Annotated in this window: 19 protein-coding genes and 1 pseudogene; 7 read left to right on the top strand and 13 right to left on the bottom strand. The window is 69.2% G+C overall.

Annotated elements, in window-relative coordinates:
- The first annotated feature begins 180 nt into the window (after positions 1–180).
- Positions 181–3,273, top strand: coding sequence for a DEAD/DEAH box helicase (locus tag AC0ZLC_RS08810; RefSeq protein WP_476751583.1), 3,093 nt, complete (start codon positions 181–183; stop codon positions 3,271–3,273).
- Between the two features lie 11 nt (positions 3,274–3,284).
- On the opposite strand, the gene AC0ZLC_RS08805 is transcribed toward AC0ZLC_RS08810, so the two are convergent.
- The gene (locus AC0ZLC_RS08805) at positions 3,285–3,929 is read right to left on the bottom strand and encodes an ATP-binding protein (RefSeq protein ID WP_476751330.1); all 645 of its coding nucleotides are present in this window, start codon (positions 3,927–3,929) and stop codon (positions 3,285–3,287) included.
- A gap of 212 nt (positions 3,930–4,141) precedes the next feature.
- Here AC0ZLC_RS08805 and AC0ZLC_RS08800 point away from each other — a divergent pair, with 212 nt between their 5' ends.
- Both AC0ZLC_RS08800 and AC0ZLC_RS08795 read left to right on the top strand, forming a co-directional pair.
- Positions 4,142–4,987, top strand: coding sequence for a helix-turn-helix domain-containing protein (locus AC0ZLC_RS08800; protein WP_476751329.1), 846 nt, complete (start codon positions 4,142–4,144; stop codon positions 4,985–4,987).
- Positions 4,987–5,187 carry a DUF397 domain-containing protein gene (locus AC0ZLC_RS08795; protein ID WP_476751328.1) on the top strand — a complete coding sequence of 67 codons (201 nt, stop codon included), beginning with the start codon at positions 4,987–4,989 and terminating at the stop codon, positions 5,185–5,187. Before AC0ZLC_RS08800 ends, AC0ZLC_RS08795 begins: the two co-directional genes overlap by 1 nt.
- Positions 5,188–5,245: 58 nt before the next feature.
- Here AC0ZLC_RS08795 and AC0ZLC_RS08790 read toward each other — a convergent pair whose 3' ends face one another.
- Positions 5,246–6,352 carry a hypothetical protein gene (locus AC0ZLC_RS08790; RefSeq protein ID WP_476751327.1) on the bottom strand — a complete coding sequence of 369 codons (1,107 nt, stop codon included), beginning with the start codon at positions 6,350–6,352 and terminating at the stop codon, positions 5,246–5,248.
- Between the two features lie 206 nt (positions 6,353–6,558).
- On the opposite strand from AC0ZLC_RS08790, the gene AC0ZLC_RS08785 reads away from it, so the two are divergent.
- Positions 6,559–6,861, top strand: a complete 303-nt coding sequence (locus AC0ZLC_RS08785) for a hypothetical protein (RefSeq protein ID WP_476751326.1) — start codon at positions 6,559–6,561, stop codon at positions 6,859–6,861.
- A 19-nt stretch (positions 6,862–6,880) separates the two neighbouring features.
- Here the strand turns inward: AC0ZLC_RS08785 and AC0ZLC_RS08780 are convergent, their stop codons facing one another.
- The 3 genes and pseudogenes from AC0ZLC_RS08780 to AC0ZLC_RS08770 all read right to left on the bottom strand — a co-directional run.
- Positions 6,881–7,834: a GlxA family transcriptional regulator gene (locus tag AC0ZLC_RS08780; protein WP_476751325.1), complete on the bottom strand. Its 954-nt coding sequence runs from the start codon at positions 7,832–7,834 to the stop codon at positions 6,881–6,883.
- Positions 7,835–8,118: 284 nt separating this feature from the next.
- The gene (locus AC0ZLC_RS08775; RefSeq protein WP_476751324.1) at positions 8,119–8,628 is read right to left on the bottom strand and encodes a hypothetical protein; all 510 of its coding nucleotides are present in this window, start codon (positions 8,626–8,628) and stop codon (positions 8,119–8,121) included.
- 260 nt (positions 8,629–8,888) lie between these two features.
- Positions 8,889–9,185: pseudogene (locus AC0ZLC_RS08770) on the bottom strand (dienelactone hydrolase family protein); the annotation flags it as partial.
- 82 nt (positions 9,186–9,267) lie between these two features.
- Between AC0ZLC_RS08770 and AC0ZLC_RS08765 the strand changes: the two are divergent.
- Together AC0ZLC_RS08765 and AC0ZLC_RS08760 are read left to right on the top strand one after the other, a co-directional pair.
- Complete coding sequence (locus AC0ZLC_RS08765) at positions 9,268–9,717, top strand: hypothetical protein (RefSeq protein ID WP_476751323.1); 450 nt, start codon at positions 9,268–9,270, stop codon at positions 9,715–9,717.
- A 10-nt stretch (positions 9,718–9,727) separates the two neighbouring features.
- On the top strand, positions 9,728–10,246 hold the full coding sequence (locus tag AC0ZLC_RS08760; protein WP_476751322.1) for a levansucrase: 519 nt from the start codon (positions 9,728–9,730) through the stop codon (positions 10,244–10,246).
- A 68-nt stretch (positions 10,247–10,314) separates the two neighbouring features.
- On the opposite strand, the gene AC0ZLC_RS08755 is transcribed toward AC0ZLC_RS08760, so the two are convergent.
- The 4 genes from AC0ZLC_RS08755 to AC0ZLC_RS08740 form a co-directional block, all read right to left on the bottom strand.
- Positions 10,315–10,674 carry a VOC family protein gene (locus AC0ZLC_RS08755; RefSeq protein WP_476751321.1) on the bottom strand — a complete coding sequence of 120 codons (360 nt, stop codon included), beginning with the start codon at positions 10,672–10,674 and terminating at the stop codon, positions 10,315–10,317.
- 13 nt (positions 10,675–10,687) lie between these two features.
- Positions 10,688–11,158, bottom strand: coding sequence for a hypothetical protein (locus AC0ZLC_RS08750; protein WP_476751320.1), 471 nt, complete (start codon positions 11,156–11,158; stop codon positions 10,688–10,690).
- Positions 11,159–11,348: 190 nt separating this feature from the next.
- Complete coding sequence (locus AC0ZLC_RS08745; protein WP_476751319.1) at positions 11,349–12,851, bottom strand: MFS transporter; 1,503 nt, start codon at positions 12,849–12,851, stop codon at positions 11,349–11,351.
- Positions 12,852–12,939: 88 nt separating this feature from the next.
- Positions 12,940–14,301: a DUF445 domain-containing protein gene (locus AC0ZLC_RS08740; protein ID WP_476751582.1), complete on the bottom strand. Its 1,362-nt coding sequence runs from the start codon at positions 14,299–14,301 to the stop codon at positions 12,940–12,942.
- 201 nt (positions 14,302–14,502) lie between these two features.
- On the opposite strand from AC0ZLC_RS08740, the gene AC0ZLC_RS08735 reads away from it, so the two are divergent.
- Complete coding sequence (locus tag AC0ZLC_RS08735) at positions 14,503–15,861, top strand: SGNH/GDSL hydrolase family protein (protein WP_476751318.1); 1,359 nt, start codon at positions 14,503–14,505, stop codon at positions 15,859–15,861.
- 36 nt (positions 15,862–15,897) lie between these two features.
- Here AC0ZLC_RS08735 and AC0ZLC_RS08730 read toward each other — a convergent pair whose 3' ends face one another.
- The 4 genes from AC0ZLC_RS08730 to AC0ZLC_RS08715 all read right to left on the bottom strand — a co-directional run bounded on the left by AC0ZLC_RS08730 (position 15,898) and on the right by AC0ZLC_RS08715 (position 19,516).
- On the bottom strand, positions 15,898–16,722 hold the full coding sequence (locus AC0ZLC_RS08730; RefSeq protein ID WP_476751317.1) for a DUF1707 SHOCT-like domain-containing protein: 825 nt from the start codon (positions 16,720–16,722) through the stop codon (positions 15,898–15,900).
- 10 nt (positions 16,723–16,732) lie between these two features.
- Entirely contained in the window at positions 16,733–17,752 is a 1,020-nt protein-coding gene (locus tag AC0ZLC_RS08725; RefSeq protein WP_476751581.1) for an ABC transporter ATP-binding protein, read from the bottom strand.
- Between the two features lie 125 nt (positions 17,753–17,877).
- Positions 17,878–18,723, bottom strand: a complete 846-nt coding sequence (locus tag AC0ZLC_RS08720) for an ABC transporter permease (RefSeq protein WP_476751316.1) — start codon at positions 18,721–18,723, stop codon at positions 17,878–17,880.
- Complete coding sequence (locus tag AC0ZLC_RS08715; protein WP_476751315.1) at positions 18,716–19,516, bottom strand: ABC transporter permease; 801 nt, start codon at positions 19,514–19,516, stop codon at positions 18,716–18,718. Before AC0ZLC_RS08715 ends, AC0ZLC_RS08720 begins: the two co-directional genes overlap by 8 nt.
- Positions 19,517–19,544 lie beyond the last annotated feature (28 nt).

Below are 19,544 nucleotides of genomic sequence, written 5' to 3'. Positions count from 1 at the left end.
CCTCGGCTGGGGCCGGCCTCGCATCTGCCAACGGCCATACCTCAATCAGCGCCCGTCTGTCAGTTGTCCCTGTTAGAACTGGGCATAGCCGTATCAGTGATCAGGGGGACCAGCGTGACTCAACCGGGGGATCTGTCGCAGCCTGTTGCGGGTGTGTACGAGGAGCTCATTACCCGGCGGATGCAGGCACAGATAGAGAAGTTGGACACGGCTCGCTGGAAGGCCATCGACGGCGATGTCAGTGAGGAGTCCTCCCCGCATGTGATCGCGCGGCATCTCAGCCGGGCCATAGGACGAAGACTCGCCCAGGTGCCGCACGACGAGCGCGTAGCGGTCGCGAACCGGATGATCCAGTCGATCACCTCCGACATGGTTGCTCCTTCGCATCTCAACCCGAGCGACCCCGTCGAACTCATTGCCGACGGCCCTCGTCAACTGTTGGCTCTGGCAGAGCAGGAGGCTCCAGGTGTCTACGCCGTACGGCCCCTGACACCGCTCTCCGAGACTGCGCTGATCACTAACTCGCCAGAGGACCCCAGCCTGGGGACGGAACTGCGGGCAGAGCTGGCCACTGCAGACCGCATCGATCTGCTGTGTGCCTTTGTGAAGTGGTACGGACTACGCGTCCTGGAGGATTCGCTCCGCGCCGCCAGGAAGCGTGGCGTCCCGATCAGGGTGATAACGACCACGTACATCGGTGCAACTGATCGACACGCTCTCGACCGCCTGGTGCGCGACTTCGGTGCCGAGGTCAAGGTCAACTACGAGATCCGTTCGACTCGTTTGCATGCCAAGGCATGGCTGTTCCGTCGTAAGAGCGGCTTTGATACGGCTTACGTAGGCAGCTCGAACCTGTCCAAGGCCGCCCTGCTCGACGGCCTGGAGTGGAACGTGCGACTCTCATCCGTCGCAACTCCCGCGGTGCTGCACAAGTTTGAGGCGACGTTTGATTCGTATTGGCATGACAGCGCGTTTGAGTCGTACGACCCGGACGACGACGGAGAGCGCCTCGATCGGGCTCTGGCACAGGCAGGCGGAACAGGTAACACCGCTGACCTGATGAGGATCAACCTGTCGGGCCTTGAGGTACACCCGTTCCCGCACCAACGCGACATGCTCGAACGCCTCCGCGTCGAGCGCGAGATCCACGGCCACAGCCGCAACCTCTTGGTCGCTGCGACCGGAACCGGCAAGACCGTTATGGCCGCGTTGGACTATCGAGCCCTGCGCAGGAAGCACGACGGTGACGCTCCCACCCTGCTGTTCGTAGCCCATCGCAAGGAGATCCTCGCCCAGTCCTTGCGTACCTACCAAGAGGTCCTCGACGACGCATCGTTCGGCGAGCTCCTCCACGGCGGTCAGGATCCGCGGCACTGGCAGCACGTGTTCGCAAGCGTCCAGTCCTTGAACATCCGTCGCCTTGAGACGCTGGCACCCGATCACTTCGACATCATCGTGATCGACGAGTTCCATCACGCCACTGCGGCCACCTATCGCCGAGTCATCAACCACTTCAAGCCGAAGCAACTGCTCGGCCTCACAGCGACGCCCGAGCGGATGGACGGGCTCACTGTGCAGGACGAGTTCTTCGGCGGCCGCATCGCCGCAGAGATTCGGCTATGGGAAGCCCTAGAGAACGACCTACTCTGCCCCTTTCACTACTTCGGCATCCCGGATGGCACGGACCTCACAGGCCTCGGATGGAGGCAAGGCGCGTACGCGGATTCCGAGCTGGGGAACCTGTTCACGGGTAACGATGCACGTGCACGGATCGTGGTCAAACAGATTCGGGACAAGGTCTCCCAGCCCGGAGCGATGCGCGCCCTTGGCTTTTGCGTCACCAAGGCTCACGCACATTTCATGGCCGACTTCTTCCGGAAGGCCGGTTTTCAGGCCGCAGCTCTTGACAGCGACTCATCTGCCGCTGTGCGTGCCCAGACGCTGGCCGACCTGCGTAACGGAAAACTCCAAGTTATTTTTTCCGTTGATCTCTTCAATGAGGGCCTCGACATCCCTGACGTGGACACCCTGCTTCTCCTTCGTCCCACGAACAGTGCCACTGTCTTCCTTCAGCAGCTCGGTCGGGGCCTGCGCCGTACCGACACGAAGCCAGTTCTCACGGTGTTGGACTTCATCGGGCAGCATCGGGCGGAGTTCCGCTTCGAGGAGCAGTTCCGGGCCATGACGAACCTCACCCGCAACCGACTCGTCGAGCACATCGAGCGCGATTTCCCGCAGCTTCCTTCCGGGTGCCAAATCATATTGGAGGGAAAGTCCAAGGACCTGGTACTCGACAACATCCGCACTCAGCTGGGTGCGACGATCAAGACGTTGGTGAGAGAAGCCCAGGACTACGGCACCCCACGCCTCGCTGACTACCTCCGCGAGAGCCGGCGAGAGATCAGGGAACTCTACAAGAGCGACAACTCGTGGACGACGATTCTTCGTAGGTCAGGCCTGCTGGATGAACCGTTTCCGCCGGGGGAAGCTGATCTCCTCAAGCGCGTCCACGCCTTCCTGCATGTCGATGACCCGGATCGCGTACGCGCGTACCTCCGCCTCCTGTCACCGGAGGCTCCCTCGTATGCATCACTCAGTGCGACCGAGCAGACGTATGCCCGCATGCTCTTCTTCAACATCTGGGACAACGCTGGCGGTTTCACCAGCTTTGCGGAGGGCGTTGCATCGCTGCGGAACCAGCCGGTGTTTCGCGACGAGCTCCGACAGGTTCTGTCGCACGTCATGGATAAGTGCGATCATTTCCCCATTCCTTTGTCGGGGCCGCACGACAGCATTCCGCTAAAGGTCCACAGCTCCTACAACCGATCAGAGATTTTGGCCGCCCTCGGAGTTGCTCGCTTCGGCGGCCAGATGCCTCGATCGTTCGCACAGGGAGTCCAATGGGTCGACGAGATCAAAACAGACGCCTTGTTGATCACCTTGGAGAAGAACGAGAAAGATTTCTCTCCCACTATTCGGTACAAGGATTATGCGCTGAGCCCCACCCTGTTCCACTGGGAATCGCAGAACGCGATCGCTGACACGTCTCGCACGGGGCTGCGGTATCAACACCACACCAAGCAGGGCAGCCATATTCTGCTGTTCATGCGTCGGTACAAGAACACCGACACCGGCAAATCTCAACCGTGGATGCTACTGGGACCCGCAACGTATGTGGAGCACACGGGTAACAAGCCGATGGGGATCACTTGGCGCCTTCAGCACGAGCTCCCCGCCGATGTGTGGACGTACTCCGCCCTCACCCCGGGGTGAGCTCAACTCCCCTACCTGCCGAGCGGTTCGAAGTGCATGTGCGCCCGCTCTACCACCTCGCCCGCGTCAACACCATGCGCTTGGAACCAGTGGAGGAGGTCGACGATGACGTGCATGGCGACCTCCTCACCCGTGGCCACGCTCAACACACTCGGAGCCTTCGCCCGGGGCAACTGCGCGGCACCGTAGTGGCTGAGAATGGCTTCAGCCCTTGCCACGGGAGCGTGCTGGCTATGCCCGCCGGACGAGTTCAGGCGGGTGGCCAGCTCGCACCACGTGATCTTTCGGTCCGCGTGCAGCAGCACGCCCCAGCGGTCGGCAACAGCGTCGACAAGCGCCATACCCCGCCCCCCTTCCGCTTCGGCTCCCGCACACACGAGCGTCGGTAAGGCACGGGCGTCCGGGTCTTGGACCTCGATGCGAACGTAGGTGCCGTTCATCGAGACAGCGAGAGTGGCGGGGGTCCCTGCGCCCACGTGCGTGATGACGTTGGAGACGAGTTCGGTCACGCACAGCTGAGCCGCGTCAATGACGTCGGGAAGGCCCCAGAGGGAGAGGTGCAGTCGCAGGAGGCGCCGCAGGGCCCGCACCTCCTCAGGCTCCGCAGAGAACGGGAGGTCCCATCGTTTCCTTGACACACAGCTCACGTACTCCATACCCGCCTCCTGTCCAAGGACCGCTCTCTACGGTCCGCAGTGGATTCACCACCGAGAGTTGCAGTGAAACTCTCAAAATGGAACTCTCACGCCACACATTCACGCTGTGCTTAGGAGTGCGGCACACACTCGCGCGCCCCGGCGTACGCGACCTTGCCGTCATGGTCGGGCAGCCATCACGATCTGAGAGATCCATACGAAGGGCCGTACACATGGCAGTTGGACCTACCACTCGCAGACGTCAGCTCGGAGCCGACCTGCGTCGACTTCGCGAGCTCATGGGCTTGACGCTTGAGGAAGCAGGGGCGCGCGTCGGCATCTCGAAGGCGACGTTGAGTCGATACGAAACCAAGGAGGGGTCCGTCAAGTGGCCCTCCGTAGACGCTCTTTGCCGCGAGTACGGCGCCTCGGACGAGGAGCGAAAGGCCCTGGTCGAGCTAGCGAAGGGTGCGAAGATCCAGGGTTGGTGGAGGTCGCTCGCAGACCCCATCCCTGAATCGATGAACCTGATGCTGACGCTCGAGAACGAAGTGGTGCGTGAGGACCAGTACGCGTGCACGTACATCCCTGGCCTGCTGCAGACCCGCGCCTATGCCGAAGCCGTTCACCGCGCCTCAGAGATGCGCTGCCCGGAGCGGGAGGTGCAGCACATGGTCGACATTCGCATGAAGCGACAGGAACTTCTTCAGCGCGACGAGCCCCCACATCTCTGGTGCGTCATCGATGAGGCAGCCATCCGGCGGGCCGTCGGCGGGCAGGACGTCATGCAGGAACAACTACGTCACCTACTGACCATGTCGGAGCTGCCTCACGTAACCGTCCAAGTCCTGCCCTTCTCAACGGGCGCTCACGCCGCGGCTGTTGGCAGCTTCGTCGTCCTCGGAAGCCAGACTCCTGAGCTAGACGTGGTGTACGTGGACACACTCGGTGGCGGGCTCTTCATGGAGAAGCCCGAGGAACTCAAGCGCTATAGGTTGGCGTTCCAGTACCTCAGCGCCCAGGCCCTCAACCTTGAGGCATCTGCCGGGCTTATCCGCCGTATAAGCGAGGAGTCTTGATGACAGTGCAGACCGGGCCTCGTTGGTTCACGTCTTCTTTCAGCGGCGGTAGCGGAACCGAGTGCGTCGAGTGCGCGCGCAGCAACGATGGCGTGCTTGTACGTGATTCCAAAAGTGCCGGAGGACCCATCGTCGCTGTTCAAGGGGCATCTTGGCGTGTGTTCATACGGGCGTTGGACGACGGTGCGCTGTCCCTCTAGGTCAGGGACGTTTCGTCATGAGTGCCGGCGCCTCACGTCGACCCCTTGACGCACGCGGCTACTGGATGCTCCACCGCGAGCTGTGGGCCCGGTTCGTGGGGCACGTGAAGATGTTCAGTTCGCCCCAGCGGCCCACTGTTACCTCGGTCGGGGTGGCGGATCTGTGGGTGGGGAGGCCCCGGTCCTCCACAGGGGTCCAGCTGCCGCTGCCGCCGTCCCATTCCGAGCTGTCGATCGTGAGCAGCAGGTCCATCGGCGTCCCGCAGGTGCGGCAGTCCATGGGGGACGGGTCCGTGAGGTGCCAGGACGCGAAACCGCCGACGCGCCAGCCCGGTGGGATGGAGAGGTCGTACTGGTAGGCGGGCGGCTCGGGCCGGGCCTTCGCCTCGCGCGCCCTGGCCCACTCCTCGTACTCCGCCTCCGTGTCCCAGCTCTGCACCTCGTCCGTCATGTCCTCGCGTGCCGCCTCCGCCGACTCTTCAAGTGCCTCCTCCCACGCGTCGATCCGGGCGCACAGCTCCTCCGGCAGAAGGCCGGCGAAGGGGTACGTCGTCACCTGTTCCGGGTGCAGTACGCAGGGCTCCGGGACGTACCCCGCGTAGCCGACGACCACCGGCTGCGGGGGCCTGGCCAGCGGGTTCGTCACCTCCCGCGAGCGGCGCCAGCGCAGGTGCAGCGACATGCCGTAGCCACTTGCGCCGTGCCGGTCGAAAGGGCACCAGAAGACCTGGAGCAGGTCGCAGTCGTCCGGTCCCGGCGGCAGGTCGGCGATGTCCCGCCGGTAGAGCTGGGCCAGCCCGATCATGGGCAGCGGGTCGGTGTCCGCCAGGTCCGCGACGCGGTGTTCCCGGCTCAGTTCCGTGAGGAGTTGGCGTTCCTCCTCGGTGAGGCCGGTGGCCGGGTCGCGGGCCCAGGCGCCGGCCAGGATCCGGCGCTCCTCGTGGATGTCCGCCGGGCGCCTGCCATGGTTGCGCCGATGTGACTCCGTACAGACGGGCCAGGGTTCGTCCGCCGGCCACAGCAGCGGGCCGCCCACCGAACTCATCGTCGCGTCGGGCGTGCCCGGCCTCGGGTGCAGCCGGGTCGTCGTCCCTCGGTGCGCCGCCAACTCCGGGAAGTGTTCCTCGATGTCGAGCGGGCGGGGCGGGGTGGTCCTCCTGGTCATGGATCCGACTGTAGGTCTACGGCCTGCGGCCACGGGCACGGCCACGGGCACGGCCGTGGCCCTGCCGCCCCCGCCCCCGCCCCCGGCGCGGGCATCGGCACCGGCACCGGCACCGGCACCGGCACCGGTGATGCGGTCGCCAGGCACCCGCGCCCACGCGTTAGCCTCGGTCGCGTTCGACTGACGTAGCGGCATTGGAGGCAGCGATGGCGAAGGTTCCGGCCGCGGTGGTGGCCGCCGGGGGGCTTGTCGGTGGGTACGGGGTCGCCCGCTGGACGAAGAAGCGGCCGCTGGGCGGGGTCGTGCTGGCCGCCGCCGGTGCCGCGGCGGCGCAGCAGTGGCGGCAGCAGGCGGGCGGGAAGGCCGCCGGGGCGCTGACCGCCGCGTACGTCGCCGCCTTCGCCGGGTCCCATCCGCTGGCCAGGAAGGTGGGCGCCTGGCCCGCCGTGTTCGGTGTCGCCGGAGCCGTGGCTCTCGCCTCCTGGGCCGTCGCCGACCGGCGGGGCTGAGCGCAGGCCAAGATACCGGTCAGGCCGTCCTCACACCCTGAAACGCTCGCCGATATGCCTGCGGGCTCGTCCCGACCACCCGTCTGAAGCGGTCCCGGAACGCCGTCGGGGAGCCGAAGCCCGCCTGGGCGGCGATGCGTTCGACGGGGTGCGTCGTCGTCTCCAGGAGGTACTGGGCGCGGCGTACCCGGGCCCGGTGCAGCCACTGCAGCGGCGTCGTGCCCGTCTGCTCGCGGAAGCGCCGGTTGAGCGTGCGGGTGCTCATGCCGGCCCGGGCGGCGATGTCCTCCAGGGTCAGGTCGTCGCCGGCGTTCTCCTCCAGCCAGTGCAGCAGGGGCTCCATCGTGCTGCCCGCGGGGGCCGGGGGCTGCGCGTGGACGATGAACTGGGCCTGCCCGCCCTCCCGTTCGAGCGGGACGACGGACATCCGCGCCGCGTGTGCGGCCACCGCCGAGCCGTGGTCCCGGCGGATCATGTGCAGGCACATGTCGATCGCCGCGGCGGCCCCCGCCGAGGTGAGGAACTGGCCGTTGTCGACGTAGAGGACGTTCGGGTCGACGGTGACGGCGGGATATCTCGCGGCCAGGTCGGCGGCCGCGATCCAGTGCGTGGTCGCGCGCAGCCCGTCCAGGAGGCCGGTGGCGGCGAGGACGAAGGCGCCCACGCAGATCGACGCGATGCGGGTGCCGTTCGCCGCCGCCGCGCGCAGCGCCTCCGGTACGCCCGGTGGCAGCGGGGCGGTCGGGTCGGCCACGCCCGGCAGGACGATCGTGTCGGCTCCCGCCAGCGCGTCGAGGCCGTACGGGGCGCGCACGGCGAACGGGCCCGCGTTCACCTCCTCGGCGACCGCGCAGACCCGGACCCGGTAGGCCTCGCGGCCGTCCGGCAGGCGGGCCCAGCCGAAGGTGTCGATCGGGGCGGACAGGTCGAACGGGACGACCTGGTCGAGCGCGAGTACGGCCACGGTGTGCATGGCGAGAGCGTAGGCATACACAGGATTCCGGCCAAGCGGCCCACGGAAGCGGCAGTCACCGAGCCGGCGGACCGCCTGGCCCTCGCCTTCGCCGCCGTGCCCGCCGCACGATCCGGCAAACGGCGTGCCGACTTCCTGGGGCACCTGGCTCTCGGCGTCGCGCCCAGCCGGGCGGAGTTGGTCCTCGGTGTCTCCAGCACCAGTGGGCTGACTTCGCGCACCGGGGGCCGTGACAGCCCTCGCGGGCCGATATTCCGCGAGAGCATCGACCCGGGTGTTGGCGGCTACTCGATGACTGTCGTCGCCCTCCCGGTCTTCTCGGGGTGGTGCTTTGGGGCGAATGTCCCTGTGTACTTCTGGCCCTTCTCGACTTGCACGTCCCGCTTGTTGTAGTCGTGGTGCAGCAATCCGAACCGGTAGGTGCCCTCGGACGTACACACCACCCCGGGCAGAAAACCGTGCAGCGGATGACCCGAGATGTCCACGTCGAAGTAGTCGTTAGGTACAGGGCACGTACCGCTCCAGTGGCTGTACGCGTCGGCCGGGCTGGGAGTGCCGCTCAGCCCGTCGAAGTGGAGCGTCCACTCCGCTGCCTCCGCCTTGCCGCTGACGGGCGCTGCTTGCGCTGTCGCCGGAATGCCAGCGAGGACAGCAACAGCCGCCATACCGGCCAGGGCGCGTGACGTGCGCTTCATGAGGAAACCGCCTTCCAGCCCCGGACCACCCGAGGTACTTGGCCCAAGGATCCCCACACCGCGCGTTCCCGGATCGCGAAGCGGTTGCAGTTCACCCATGATGGAGCGCCCATTCGGCCCGGCACTTGCGCTCGGCAGGGGTTACCCACCGTTCTTCGCGAACTCCGCCCGCGCTTTCCTGGAGCGGCCGATGGAGACCGACCCCGCGACTTCACCACGAACCCACGGGGTCCACCTCCCGACAGCCGGGCATCGGACCCTCGGGTTCCCACTGAAGTGCCTTCAGTTTTCGCGAACTCGCGGGGGTCTCGGGGTGTGACCGAGACGCGCGCCAGGGGGGCAACGGGATGATCTTGAAGGCAGCGAATGCGCGCCGCCTCGCCCGGTCGGCCCGTGGTCAGTGCGTTGAATGTCCCGATCGTGCGCAGGCTGACGCCGCCGCGCCCGAGTTCCAGCCCGGCGGCACCCTCCGTGCCATAGCCGACGGCGGCGATCCGGTCGGGGTCGGTCCGCGGTTCGGTGCGCGACACACCAAGCGCCGCGTGGCCGATGCCTCGCGTCCGCTCGGGATCGGCGAGCAGCGGCAGGCAACGGGCCGGCATCTCCTCGGGGTCGCCCGAACAGCGCCCGCCATGAAGGCCGAAGGCCAGCGCTACCTATTCTTCCTGGCGAGAATCCGTTACCCCCTGGCAATATCGCCACTTTCCCAAGATCCGCCCTCGCCCCTACCGTCACCCCGTGACCAAGTTCCTCCTCGCCGTCCACGTCCTCGCCGCCATCGTCGCCGTCGGGCCCGTCACCGTCGCCGCGAGTCTGTTCCCGCCCGCCGCGCGGAAGGTGCTCGCCGAGCCGGGCGACGCGCAGGCCCTCGCGACCACGCGGCTGCTGCACCGCATCTGCCGGGTGTACGCCACCGTCGGCGTCGTCGTGCCCGTCTTCGGGTTCGCCACGGCGAGCAACATGGGCGTGCTCGGGGACGCCTGGCTGATCGCCTCGATCGTGCTGACGGCGGTCGCGGCCGTGGTGCTGGCCGCGCTGGTCCTGCCCCGGCAGAGCGCGCTCCTGGAGGGTCCGGGTGACCGGGCCGCGACCGTCCGGCTCGCCATGTTCACCGGGATCTTCAACCTGCTGTGGGCCACGGTCACCGTTTTGATGATCGTGCGACCGGGGTCCACCACGGGCGCATAGGATCCCGCTCATGTACGCACAGCAGGGACAGCCGGGTCAGTCGGCGTCACAGGCCTACCTGGCCTCGGTGGAACAGCGCCTGATCGCCGACGGATGCGGCACGCGCTGGGAGGACTGGGCCGGGGTGCCCGTCCTCGTGGGGCGCCGGGCGGACTTCAAGATGCGCTGGATGGCGACGCGGCTGCATCTGTTCACCGTGGCGGCGGCGGTTCCGGAGATAACCGTCGAGGCCGTCTCGGGATTCACCGACCAGGTGATGAAGTACGCCAAGGCCAACAAGGGCGGCCTGCCGGTCGGTCTGCAGAACGGGATCGGCGCGTTCCCCGTGCTGGTCAGCGACCGGGTCGACCCGGCGGCCGTGCAGTGGGCGGAGCAGCAGCAGCGCCTCAAGTTCGCCGTCATGACGCGGCCGGTCGTGGTCGACAGCGCCCGCCAGTACGTGGGCACCTACCGCGGCAAGCCCGCGCTCGGCCGGGTCTACGCCTCGTACTTCATCGAGAAGGGCTCGGCGTACTTCTACGGCCAGTGAGCCCGCGCCCCCGCGGGTGCCCACCCCGGGGTCCCGCCGGGCTCACCGTCCGTCCGCTCGGGGCGGGTTCAGGCCCGGTGCCCCAGCACGTTCACGACCCGCCCGTTCGGGTCCCGTACGAAGAAGCGCCGTACGCCCCAGTCCTCGTCGCGCAGTTCCCGTACGATCTCCGCGCCGGAGGCGGCCACCCGCGCGTGGACCGCGTCGACGTCCTCGACCTCGATGCTCATGTCGGGGACGACAGGCCCGGTGCGGTCCTCGGTGCAGAGGCTGATCTGGGCGGTGGGGTGGGACGGGGAGGCGAGGGTCGCGATCCAGCCCTGGTTCATCACCTCGTCGAGGCCCAGCAGGCCGTAGAAGTCCCGGCCGGCGTCCATCGCCTCCGCGGACTCGACACGGATGTTCGGAACGATCCTGCGGACAGTCATGGCCGGCGGCTCCTCACGCGTCACAGGTGCGGGCGAACACGGGTTCCTCGTCCTGCGAGTCTGCCCTGAACTGCCGGGCCACCGCAGCCGCGACGAGCACTCCCGTGGCGATCAGGAGTGTGCAGAACGCCCACGCCAGGGGCCACGCGTTCGCGAACCCGTCGGGCGGTCCGGGGTGCGTGCGCAGGGAGACGTACAGGAGCGCCGCCGGTGGCACAGCCACCAGCAGCAGCGGCCAGGCGAGGGCGTCGCGGTGGCCGAAGTAGGCCGCCAGGGCGAGCAGGGCGGCGGCGAGGAGCAGGCCGCCGGCGCCCGTCACGGGGCTGGTCTCCTGGACGGCCCCCGCGTTCTCGACGCGGTTGCGCAGATCCCAGGGGAGGCAGAGGAGGTACGCCGCAGCGGAGAGGGCGGCGCCGAGCACGCGCGTCAGCCAGCGTTCCGGCCAGGGGCGCGTTCGCAGGGGGCTCAACAGCTTCTCGGTCATGCGTACGAGGTTCCGCCATGGGCCCGGCGGCCGACAGAGTACGCGTACTCAGGCTCCCCTACTCATACGCCGGAGCGGTTCCCGGGCCCCGACGCGCCGCCGGGACCCGGGTCCCGGCGGACCGCCCGCCGCCGGGCCACCCGGGAGTCACCGCGTCCCGCCGACCGCCCCGGGTGTCCCGTCACCGGCGTCACGTCACCGGTGCCGAGGCCGTATCGGAGGACTTCTCCGTGGCCGACAGCGGCGTGGCGATGTCCTCGAGGGACCGGCGTTCCGCGTTCACCGCGAGGAACACGGCGACCAGTCCGGCCGCGCACATCAGGCCCGCGCCGATCTGGAAGGCGAGCACGGTCTCGCCGACCACGCCGGATGCCGTGAGGTCCGCGAAGACGAGCGGGCCGCTGATGCCGCCGGCGGCCGTGCCGAGCGCGTAGAAGAAGGCGATGGCCATGGCCCGGGTCTCCATCGGGAAGATCTCGGAGACCGTCAGGTACGCGCTGGAGGCGCCCGCCGAGGCGAAGAACAGCACCGCGCACCAGCACGCCGTCATCGTGACCGCGCTCAGCGAGCCCTGGTCGAAGAGCCAGGCCGTGCCGAACAGCAGCAGACCGGAGATCAGATACGTGGAGGAGATCATGATGCGCCGGCCGACGGTGTCGAAGAGTTTGCCGAGCAGCAGCGGGCCGAGGAAGTTGCCGGCCGCGATGACGGCGAAGTAGTAGCCGGTGCTGCCGGTGGGCACGTCGAAGAACTTGGTGAGGATGGCGCCGAAGCCGAAGGTGATCGCGTTGTAGAGGAACGCCTGGCCGATGAAGAGCGAGAGGCCGAGCACGGCCCGTTTGGGGTAGCGCCCGAAGACGGTCTTGGCGATGAGGCCGAAGCCGATGCTCTTGCGCTGCTCGATGGTGATCTCGCGGACGGGCTCCGGGAGCGGCTGCCCCTTCTCCCGCTCGATCCCGCGCTCCACGGAGGTGACCAGCGCGTCGGCGTCCTCGCCCTGGCCGTGGATGAACTGCCAGCGCGGGCTCTCCGGGACATGCCGCCTGACCAGCAGGATCACCAGGCCCAGGACGACGCCGAGGGCGAAGGTCAGCCGCCAGCCGACGTTCTTGGGGAAGATGTCGGTGTCCAGCATGACGATGGACAGCAGGGCGCCGCCGATCGCGCCGAGCCAGTAGCTGCCGTTGATGATCAGGTCGACCCGGCCGCGGTACTTGGACGGGATCAGCTCGTCGATCGCGGAGTTGATGGCCGCGTACTCGCCGCCGATACCGAAGCCGGTGAGGAACCGGAAGACGAAGAACCACCACGGGGAGAAGGACAGCGCGGTCAGCGCGGTCGCGGCGAGATACACCACCAGCGTGATCATGAAGAGCTTCTTGCGGCCGAACCGGTCGGTCAGCCAGCCGAAGAACAGCGCGCCCGCGCAGGCACCCGCCACGTAGAGAGCCGCCGCGATGCCGGTGACCTGCGCCGAGGAGATCGCCAGTCCGCTGCCGTCCTCGGAGAGACGGCCCGCGATGTTGCCGACCGTGGTGACCTCGAGGCCGTCCAGGATCCACACGGTGCCGAGGCCGATCACGATCATCCAGTGCCAGCGGGACCACGGCAGGCGGTCCAGGCGGGCCGGCACGGCTGTCGTGACGGTTCCCGTGGAGCCGGGCACTGAGTCCGGCGTCGCTGAAGCTGTCATGGCTCCCTCTCCGATGAGTGACCCGCGGGTGACCCATTTCAGGGTGCCCGGATCCGCGCTGGTCACGCCATGCGGGCCGAGCGCCCGCTCACGCTCCGAGGGCCCGCGAGACGACGTAGATCAGGAGACCGGCCAGCGAGCCGACCACCGTGCCGTTGATCCGGATGAACTGGAGGTCGCGGCCGATGTGGGCCTCGATCTTCCTGGTGGTGTGCTGGGCGTCCCAGCCGGCCACCGTGTCCGTGATCAGGGACGTGATCTCCGCGCGGTAGGTCGTCACGACGTACACCGCCGCTCCCTCGACCCAGCCGTCGACCTTCGCCTGGACCCTGGGCTCGGTGGCCATGCGGGCGCCCAGCGAGAGGAGCGACGCCCGCACGCGCAGCCGCAGTTCGCTGCGCTCGTCCTCGGCGGCGGACACGATCATCGCCCGTACGGCCGTCCAGGCGGAGGCGATCAGGTCCTGGACCTCGCCCCGGCCGAGCACCTCGCCCTTGAGGCGCTCCACGCGCGCCCGGGTGTCGGTGTCGGACTGGAGGTCGGAGGCGAAGTCGGTGAGGAAGCGGTCGAGGGCGCCGCGCGCCGGGTGCGAGGGCGCGTCCCGCATCTCGGTGACGAAGCGGAGCAGTTCCCGGTAGACCCGCTCGCCCACCTTCCTGTCGACGAACCGCGGGGTCCAGCCGGGGGCGCCGCCCTGCACGGCGTCCATCACGGAGTCGCCGTGCAGCACCAGCCAGTCGTGGGCGCGCACGCAGACCAGGTCCACGGCCCGCCGGTGACCGCCGTCGGCGACGACCCGCTCCAGCAGCTTCCCGATGCCGGGCGCGATCTCCTGGGCCTCGGCCCGCCGGGTGATGGCCTCCCCCACGACCGCCTGGACGTCGGAGTCGCGCAGGACCGTCAGCGCTCCGCGCAGCGCGGTTGCCAGCTCGGCGGTGACCCGGTCGGCGTGCTCGGGCTCGGCGAGCCAGGTGCCGAGGCGGCCGCCGATGCCGACGGCGCTCAGCCGCAGGCGTACGACCTCCTCGGAGAGGAAGTTCTCCCCGACGAACTCGCCCAGGGAGACGCCGAGCTGGTCCTTCTTGTTCGGGATGATCGCCGTGTGCGGGATCGGCAGGCCGAGCGGGTGACGGAAGAGGGCGGTGACCGCGAACCAGTCGGCGAGCGCGCCGACCATGCCGGCCTCGGCCGCCGCGGCCACGTACTCGGCCCAGTCGCCCGCGCCCCGGTGGGACGCCCACTTGGCGAGGACGTACACGACGGCGACCAGGAGCAGCAGACCGGTCGCCGTGATCTTCATCCGGCGCACCCCGCGGCGCTTCTCCTCGTCGGCGGGGCTGAAAGAGGTCATCGCCCGGCCGGCCGGGCCGGGGGCCGCCCGGTTCACCGGGCCACCCCTGCGGGCATGCTGTCCCTCGGCATCCGTTTCTCCCGCTTTCGTGCGTTCCATCCGCTCCACCCACTCGGTGACCTCGTACACATTGTCCCTTCCTGACCGACTCATGGAACGGATCAGGAGTTCCCGGCGTCTGTCCGGACGGGGGTTCGGCCGGGGACCCAAGGGGCTCTTTGGGTGTTCTTCTTCCCATGACGCATCATGGGGTCTTCACATCGGAGCCGCGGGCTCCACGTCCGAGGAGACACGCACCGCATGACCAAGCGTCACGCCGGGGGTGCGGGGGTGTCCCCCGCAAGGCACGGCGCCCTGCTCGCCGCGATCATCGCCGTGATCGTGCTGTTCTCCACCGCCATATACGTCGGTGTCTCGGCCGACGACGGCGGTGAGCCCGCCGGCCCGGCCAAGGGGGGAGCCCCGCGCAACTCGGCCGCCCCCGCGTCCACCGGCACCTGGGTCGGCTCCTGGTCGGCCTCCCCCGGGGGCGCCGAGCCGGGAACCGAGTCGAAGGGCATGGCGGGCCGCTCCGTGCGCAACGTCGTGCACGCGAGTGTCGGCGGTACGAGTGCCCGCATCACCCTGTCCAACCTGTACGGCCAGCAGCCGCTCACGATCACGCACGCCACGCTCGCCGTCGCGGCAGCGCCGGGCGACGCCGCGGCCGCGGCCGACTCGATGCGCCGGCTCACCTTCGCCGGCAGCGGATCGGTCGTCATCCCGCCCGGGTGGCAGGTGCTGAGCGACGCCGTGCGGATCACCGTCCCGCGGGGCGGCGACGTCCTGGTGACCACCTTCTCGCCGACCCCGTCCGGCCCGGTCACCTACCACTCCCAGGCACGGCAGATCTCGTACACCGCCGAGGGCGACCGCGCCGAGGACGTCACCGGCACGGCGTACACCTCGCAGACCCCGTACTGGCGCTATCTGACCGCCCTGGACGTGCTGAGCAACGAGGCGGACGGCACGGTCGTCGTCATCGGTGACTCGCTGACCGACGGCGTCACCTCCACCGTGGGGGCCAACAGTCGCTGGACGGACGCCCTTTCGGACCGGCTGCGCGAGGCGGCCGGTTCCGGCGACGTGCCCCGCTACAGCGTCGTCAACCAGGGCATCAGCGGCAACCGGGTGCTGACCTCGGGCCTCGGCCGCCCCGCCGACAACCCGAGCGGGCTCTCCCGCTTCCAGCGGGACGTCCTCGGCCGGACCAACGTCAGGGCCGTCGTCGTCGACCTCGGCGTCAACGACATCCTGCGCAACCCGAACCAGGCCGACCCCGACCGCATCGTCTCCGGGCTGCGCAAGCTGGTCCGGCAGGCGCACGCCCGCGGGCTGCGGGTCGTCGGCGCCACGCTGATGCCCTTCCAGGGCCACCGCGGCTACAGCGACAACCGCGAGGCCGTGCGCCAGGCCGTCAACGCGCGCATCCGGGCGGGCCGGGTGTACGACGACGTCGTCGACTTCGACAAGGCGCTGCGCGACCCGTACAACCCGCGCCGGCTGCGGTCCGACTACGATTCGGGCGACCACCTCCACCCCAGCGACAAGGGCTACCGGAAGATGGGGCACTCCTTCGACCTCGGCTCCCTCAAGGGGTCGGCGCCCGCCCGGCTCTGACGAGGAGTTGGGCAGCCGGGGGACCGCGCCGAACGGTCAGTGGCCTTCGTGCCTCCGCCTCGTGCGGTCCTCGCGCCGCTCCGCCTTGCGGTCGCCGTGGTCGCCGTCCCGGTCGGTGAAGTCGTCGAAGTCGTCGAAGTCGGCGGGACCGCCGGTGTCCTCGGCCTCGCCGGAGCCCCTCAGCTCCTTGCGGGCCGCCCTGCGCTCCAGCTTCTGCCTGCGGCGCTCCTCCTTCAGGCGCAGCCTCTCGGCCTTCGTCGCCTTGCGCTGGACGCCCACCCCGCCCCAGAAGGCGAAGCCCGTGACGACCACGCGCGGGGCGCCGGGATCACCCGGGACGCCGTCCTCGCGGTGGTCGAAGCCGCCCATGACGCCGATGCCGCGGACGACGACCTCGACGCCCGGCGGTACGAGAATGTTCACGCCGCCCATGACCGCGAAGCAGTTGAGGACGACCTCACGCCCGGCGAAGTCCGCCTCGCGCAGGTCGATGTCCCCGCCGCCCAGCAACGCGACGGACGTGAAACGCCGCGGCACGGTCCAGCGGCCCTTGCGCTCGAACCCCGATAGGACGGCGACACCCCAGGCGGACGAGCCCTCGCCCCCGACGATCCGCCCACCCCAACTGCCGTCAACTCGCGGTGACTTGGTCAGGGAGAGCGGTGCGAGGGCCGCCGCGCCGGGCAGGTCGCGGGTGATCGGCGCCAGCTCACCGTACGTGCGGGCCCGGTACGTGGCGTCCAGCCGCTCCTCGAACTCCGCCATGTCGAGGCGGCCTTCCGCGAGAGCGTCCCGCAACTGGTCGGAAACCCGTTCACGATCGGCGTCGGAGGCCCGGAGCTCAGGGAGTTCGTCCGTCATGCCGAGCAGCCTACGAGGTCGTCCTGTCCGCGTACATCTGCGCGATGACCGCCTCGATGTCCGGCTCACGGACCGACAGATCCACCAGCGGGAACTCCGCCGCGATCCGCGCCACCAAAGGGGCGGCCGACTGCGCAGCCGGAAAGGCCAGCCACTGCCGCGGCCCCTCCACCTTCACCACCCGCGCCGACTCCACCTCGATCGGCGGCAGTTCACGCTCCAGGTCCACCACCAGCGTCCGCTCGCCCTCCCCCGCCTCGTGCAGCCCGGCCAACGGACCGTCGTACATCAGCCGCCCGTGGTCGATGACCATCACGCGGCGGCACAACTGCTCGATGTCGGTGAGGTCGTGCGTGGTCAGCAGCACCGTCGTGCCGCGCTCCGCGTTCAGATCGCGCAGGAACGCCCGGACCTTCGCCTTGGAGACCACGTCGAGCCCGATCGTCGGCTCGTCGAGGTAGAGCACCTCGGGGTCGTGCAGCAGCGCCGCCGCGATGTCACCGCGCATCCGCTGCCCCAGCGACAACTGGCGCACCGGCACGTCCAACAGGGGTGCCAGTTCCAGGAGTTCGACGCAGCGGTCGAGGTTCTCCCGGTAACGGGCGTCCGGGATGCGGTACATGCGGTGCATCAGCCGGTACGAGTCGATCAGCGGGAGGTCCCACCACAGCGTCGTCCGCTGCCCGAAGACCACGCCGATCCGCTGCGCGAGCCGGGTCCGCTCACGGGACGGGTCGATGCCCGCGACCCGCAGCCGGCCGCCGCTGGGCGTCAGGATCCCGGTCAGCATCTTGATGGTGGTCGACTTGCCCGCGCCGTTCGGACCGATGTAACCGACCATCTCGCCCCGCGACACGGTGAACGACAGGGAGTCGACCGCCCGCACCTGCCGCCGCTCGCCGCGCCAGAACCCGGTCCTGCGGCGCACGTCGAAGACCTTCTCGACGCCGTCGAGCTCGATGAAGCGGCGATCCGGCGCACCGGCCGCGGGAGCTGTTCCCCCGGCACGCTCGGGCCGCCGCTCCGGCACCGGGGCCGGCTCTGCGTCCGTTCCGCGTCCGGTGTCCGGCTCTCCGTCCGTTCCGCGTCCGGCGTCCGGCTCTCCGTCCGTTCCGCGCCCGGCGGCCTCAGCGATGTCCTGACGGTCCATGTCCGCTAACTCCCTGTACTCCGGTAGGAACGAAGACCCACCCGCCAGGCCAGGCCCGCGAGCGCGCAGCAGCCCGCAGCCACCAGTGGCGGCGCGAAAGCCGTCCACACCGGCAGGTCGAGCGGATAGGGCCGGCCCAGCACGTACAGCGCGGGCAGCCAGTTGACGAAGGCCAGCGGCAGCACGAAGGTCACCCCGCGCACCAGGTCCTCGGCGAAGACGGTGGGCGGGTACCGCAGCAGCGTGTTGCCGCCGTACGTGAAGGAGTTCTGCACCTCGGAGGCGTCCTGCGCCACGAACTGGAAGGCCGCGCCCGCCACGAACACCGCCGCGAAGATCGCACCCCCGCTCAGCAGCGTCACCGGGATCATCAGCACCTTGACCGGGGACCAGGCGATGTCGAGGGCGGCGATCGCGTAGCCGAGGACCAGCAGCCCCTGCGTGATCCGGCCCAGGCGGCGCAGCGCGAAGCGGTCCGCGGCGACCTGCGCCAGCACCGGCGCGGGACGCACCAGGAGCGTGTCGAGCGTGCCGTCACGCACCCGCCGGCCCAGCCGGTCCATCGACCCCATCGCGAGGTCCGCCAGCCCGAACGCGGACCCCGACAGGCCGTACAGGAAGGCGACCTCGGGCAGCGAGTAGCCACCCAGCCGGTCGACCTGCGAGAACATCAGCAGGATCGCCGTGAAGTCGAGCGCCGTCGCCACGAAGTTGCCGGCCGCCGTCATCACGAAGGACGCGCGGTAGGCCATCGTGGAACGGATCCACATGGCGGCGATCATGCGGTAGGCGCGCAGGGCGTCCCGCAGCCGCCCGGACGCGCCGTCCACGAGCGGACCGCTGTCAGCCACCCTGGACCACCACCCGCCGGGTCGCCACGCCCTGCAACAGCCGGCCGGCCGCGAGCAGCCCCACCGCCCAGGCCGCCTGGAACACGTACGTGGCCGCCGGATCCCTCCGGCCGAGCAGGACGTCCACGGGCGCCTGGATCAGCGACGCCCACGGCAGCACGCGCACCACCTCCCCGAGCACACCCGGGAAGACGTTCAGCGGCAGCAGCATGCCCGAGCAGAAGATCCCCGCCAGGAAGGCCAGCTGCGCCACGCCCGCACCGTCCAGCAGCCAGAACGCCGACAGCGCCACCAGGAAGCGGATCGCGAAACTGACGACCACCCCGAGCGCCACCGCCACCAGGAACGCCAGCCACGCCAGCGGGTCGGCGGGCAGCGCCAGGTCGAAGACCAGCGCGCCGAACACCATCGGGACCACCCCCCGCCCCAGCAGATGGAACAGCGCCCGCCCCGCGTCCGCGGCCAGCCACCACGCCTGAAGATCGACGGGCCGGTACAGGTCGATCGCGATGTCGCCGGTACGGATGCGCTCGATGAGCTCGTCCTCGAAGCCGCCCCCCATCACGGCGACCACCATGAGCATCGCCTGCCCCAGCCACACATAGGTCAGCGCCTGCGCCTGGCCGTACCCCCCGAGGTGCGGCCTCTCGTGCCACAGCGCCAGATAGGTGTACGCCAGGATCAGCCCGAACACGGTGTTGGTGAAGACACCGGCCGCCGTGGCCGTCCGATAGGTGGCATACCGCCGGAACCCGCTCACGGCGACGGCCGCGTACAACCGCGCTGTCCCCACGAAACCGGCCTCCCTTTGCTCCGGACCG

The sequence above is a fragment of the Streptomyces sp. GLSS-08 genome (assembly GCF_056387915.1).
Note: the sequence above shows the minus strand (reverse complement) of the source record. Positions and strands in the feature narration are given on the sequence as shown.

Bases quoted from the DNA above. Each gene is read 5' to 3' on its own strand.
- AC0ZLC_RS08810 (WP_476751583.1), top strand. From the start codon at position 181: ATGCAGGCACAGATAGAGAAGTTGGACACGGCTCGCTGGAAGGCCATC.
- AC0ZLC_RS08805 (WP_476751330.1), bottom strand. From the start codon at position 3,929: ATGGAGTACGTGAGCTGTGTGTCAAGGAAACGATGGGACCTCCCGTTC.
- AC0ZLC_RS08800 (WP_476751329.1), top strand. From the start codon at position 4,142: ATGGCAGTTGGACCTACCACTCGCAGACGTCAGCTCGGAGCCGACCTG.
- AC0ZLC_RS08795 (WP_476751328.1), top strand. From the start codon at position 4,987: ATGACAGTGCAGACCGGGCCTCGTTGGTTCACGTCTTCTTTCAGCGGC.
- AC0ZLC_RS08790 (WP_476751327.1), bottom strand. From the start codon at position 6,352: ATGACCAGGAGGACCACCCCGCCCCGCCCGCTCGACATCGAGGAACAC.
- AC0ZLC_RS08785 (WP_476751326.1), top strand. From the start codon at position 6,559: ATGGCGAAGGTTCCGGCCGCGGTGGTGGCCGCCGGGGGGCTTGTCGGT.
- AC0ZLC_RS08780 (WP_476751325.1), bottom strand. From the start codon at position 7,834: ATGCACACCGTGGCCGTACTCGCGCTCGACCAGGTCGTCCCGTTCGAC.
- AC0ZLC_RS08775 (WP_476751324.1), bottom strand. From the start codon at position 8,628: ATGGGTGAACTGCAACCGCTTCGCGATCCGGGAACGCGCGGTGTGGGG.
- AC0ZLC_RS08760 (WP_476751322.1), top strand. From the start codon at position 9,728: ATGTACGCACAGCAGGGACAGCCGGGTCAGTCGGCGTCACAGGCCTAC.
- AC0ZLC_RS08755 (WP_476751321.1), bottom strand. From the start codon at position 10,674: ATGACTGTCCGCAGGATCGTTCCGAACATCCGTGTCGAGTCCGCGGAG.
- AC0ZLC_RS08750 (WP_476751320.1), bottom strand. From the start codon at position 11,158: ATGACCGAGAAGCTGTTGAGCCCCCTGCGAACGCGCCCCTGGCCGGAA.
- AC0ZLC_RS08745 (WP_476751319.1), bottom strand. From the start codon at position 12,851: ATGACAGCTTCAGCGACGCCGGACTCAGTGCCCGGCTCCACGGGAACC.
- AC0ZLC_RS08740 (WP_476751582.1), bottom strand. From the start codon at position 14,301: ATGGAACGCACGAAAGCGGGAGAAACGGATGCCGAGGGACAGCATGCC.
- AC0ZLC_RS08735 (WP_476751318.1), top strand. From the start codon at position 14,503: ATGACCAAGCGTCACGCCGGGGGTGCGGGGGTGTCCCCCGCAAGGCAC.
- AC0ZLC_RS08730 (WP_476751317.1), bottom strand. From the start codon at position 16,722: ATGACGGACGAACTCCCTGAGCTCCGGGCCTCCGACGCCGATCGTGAA.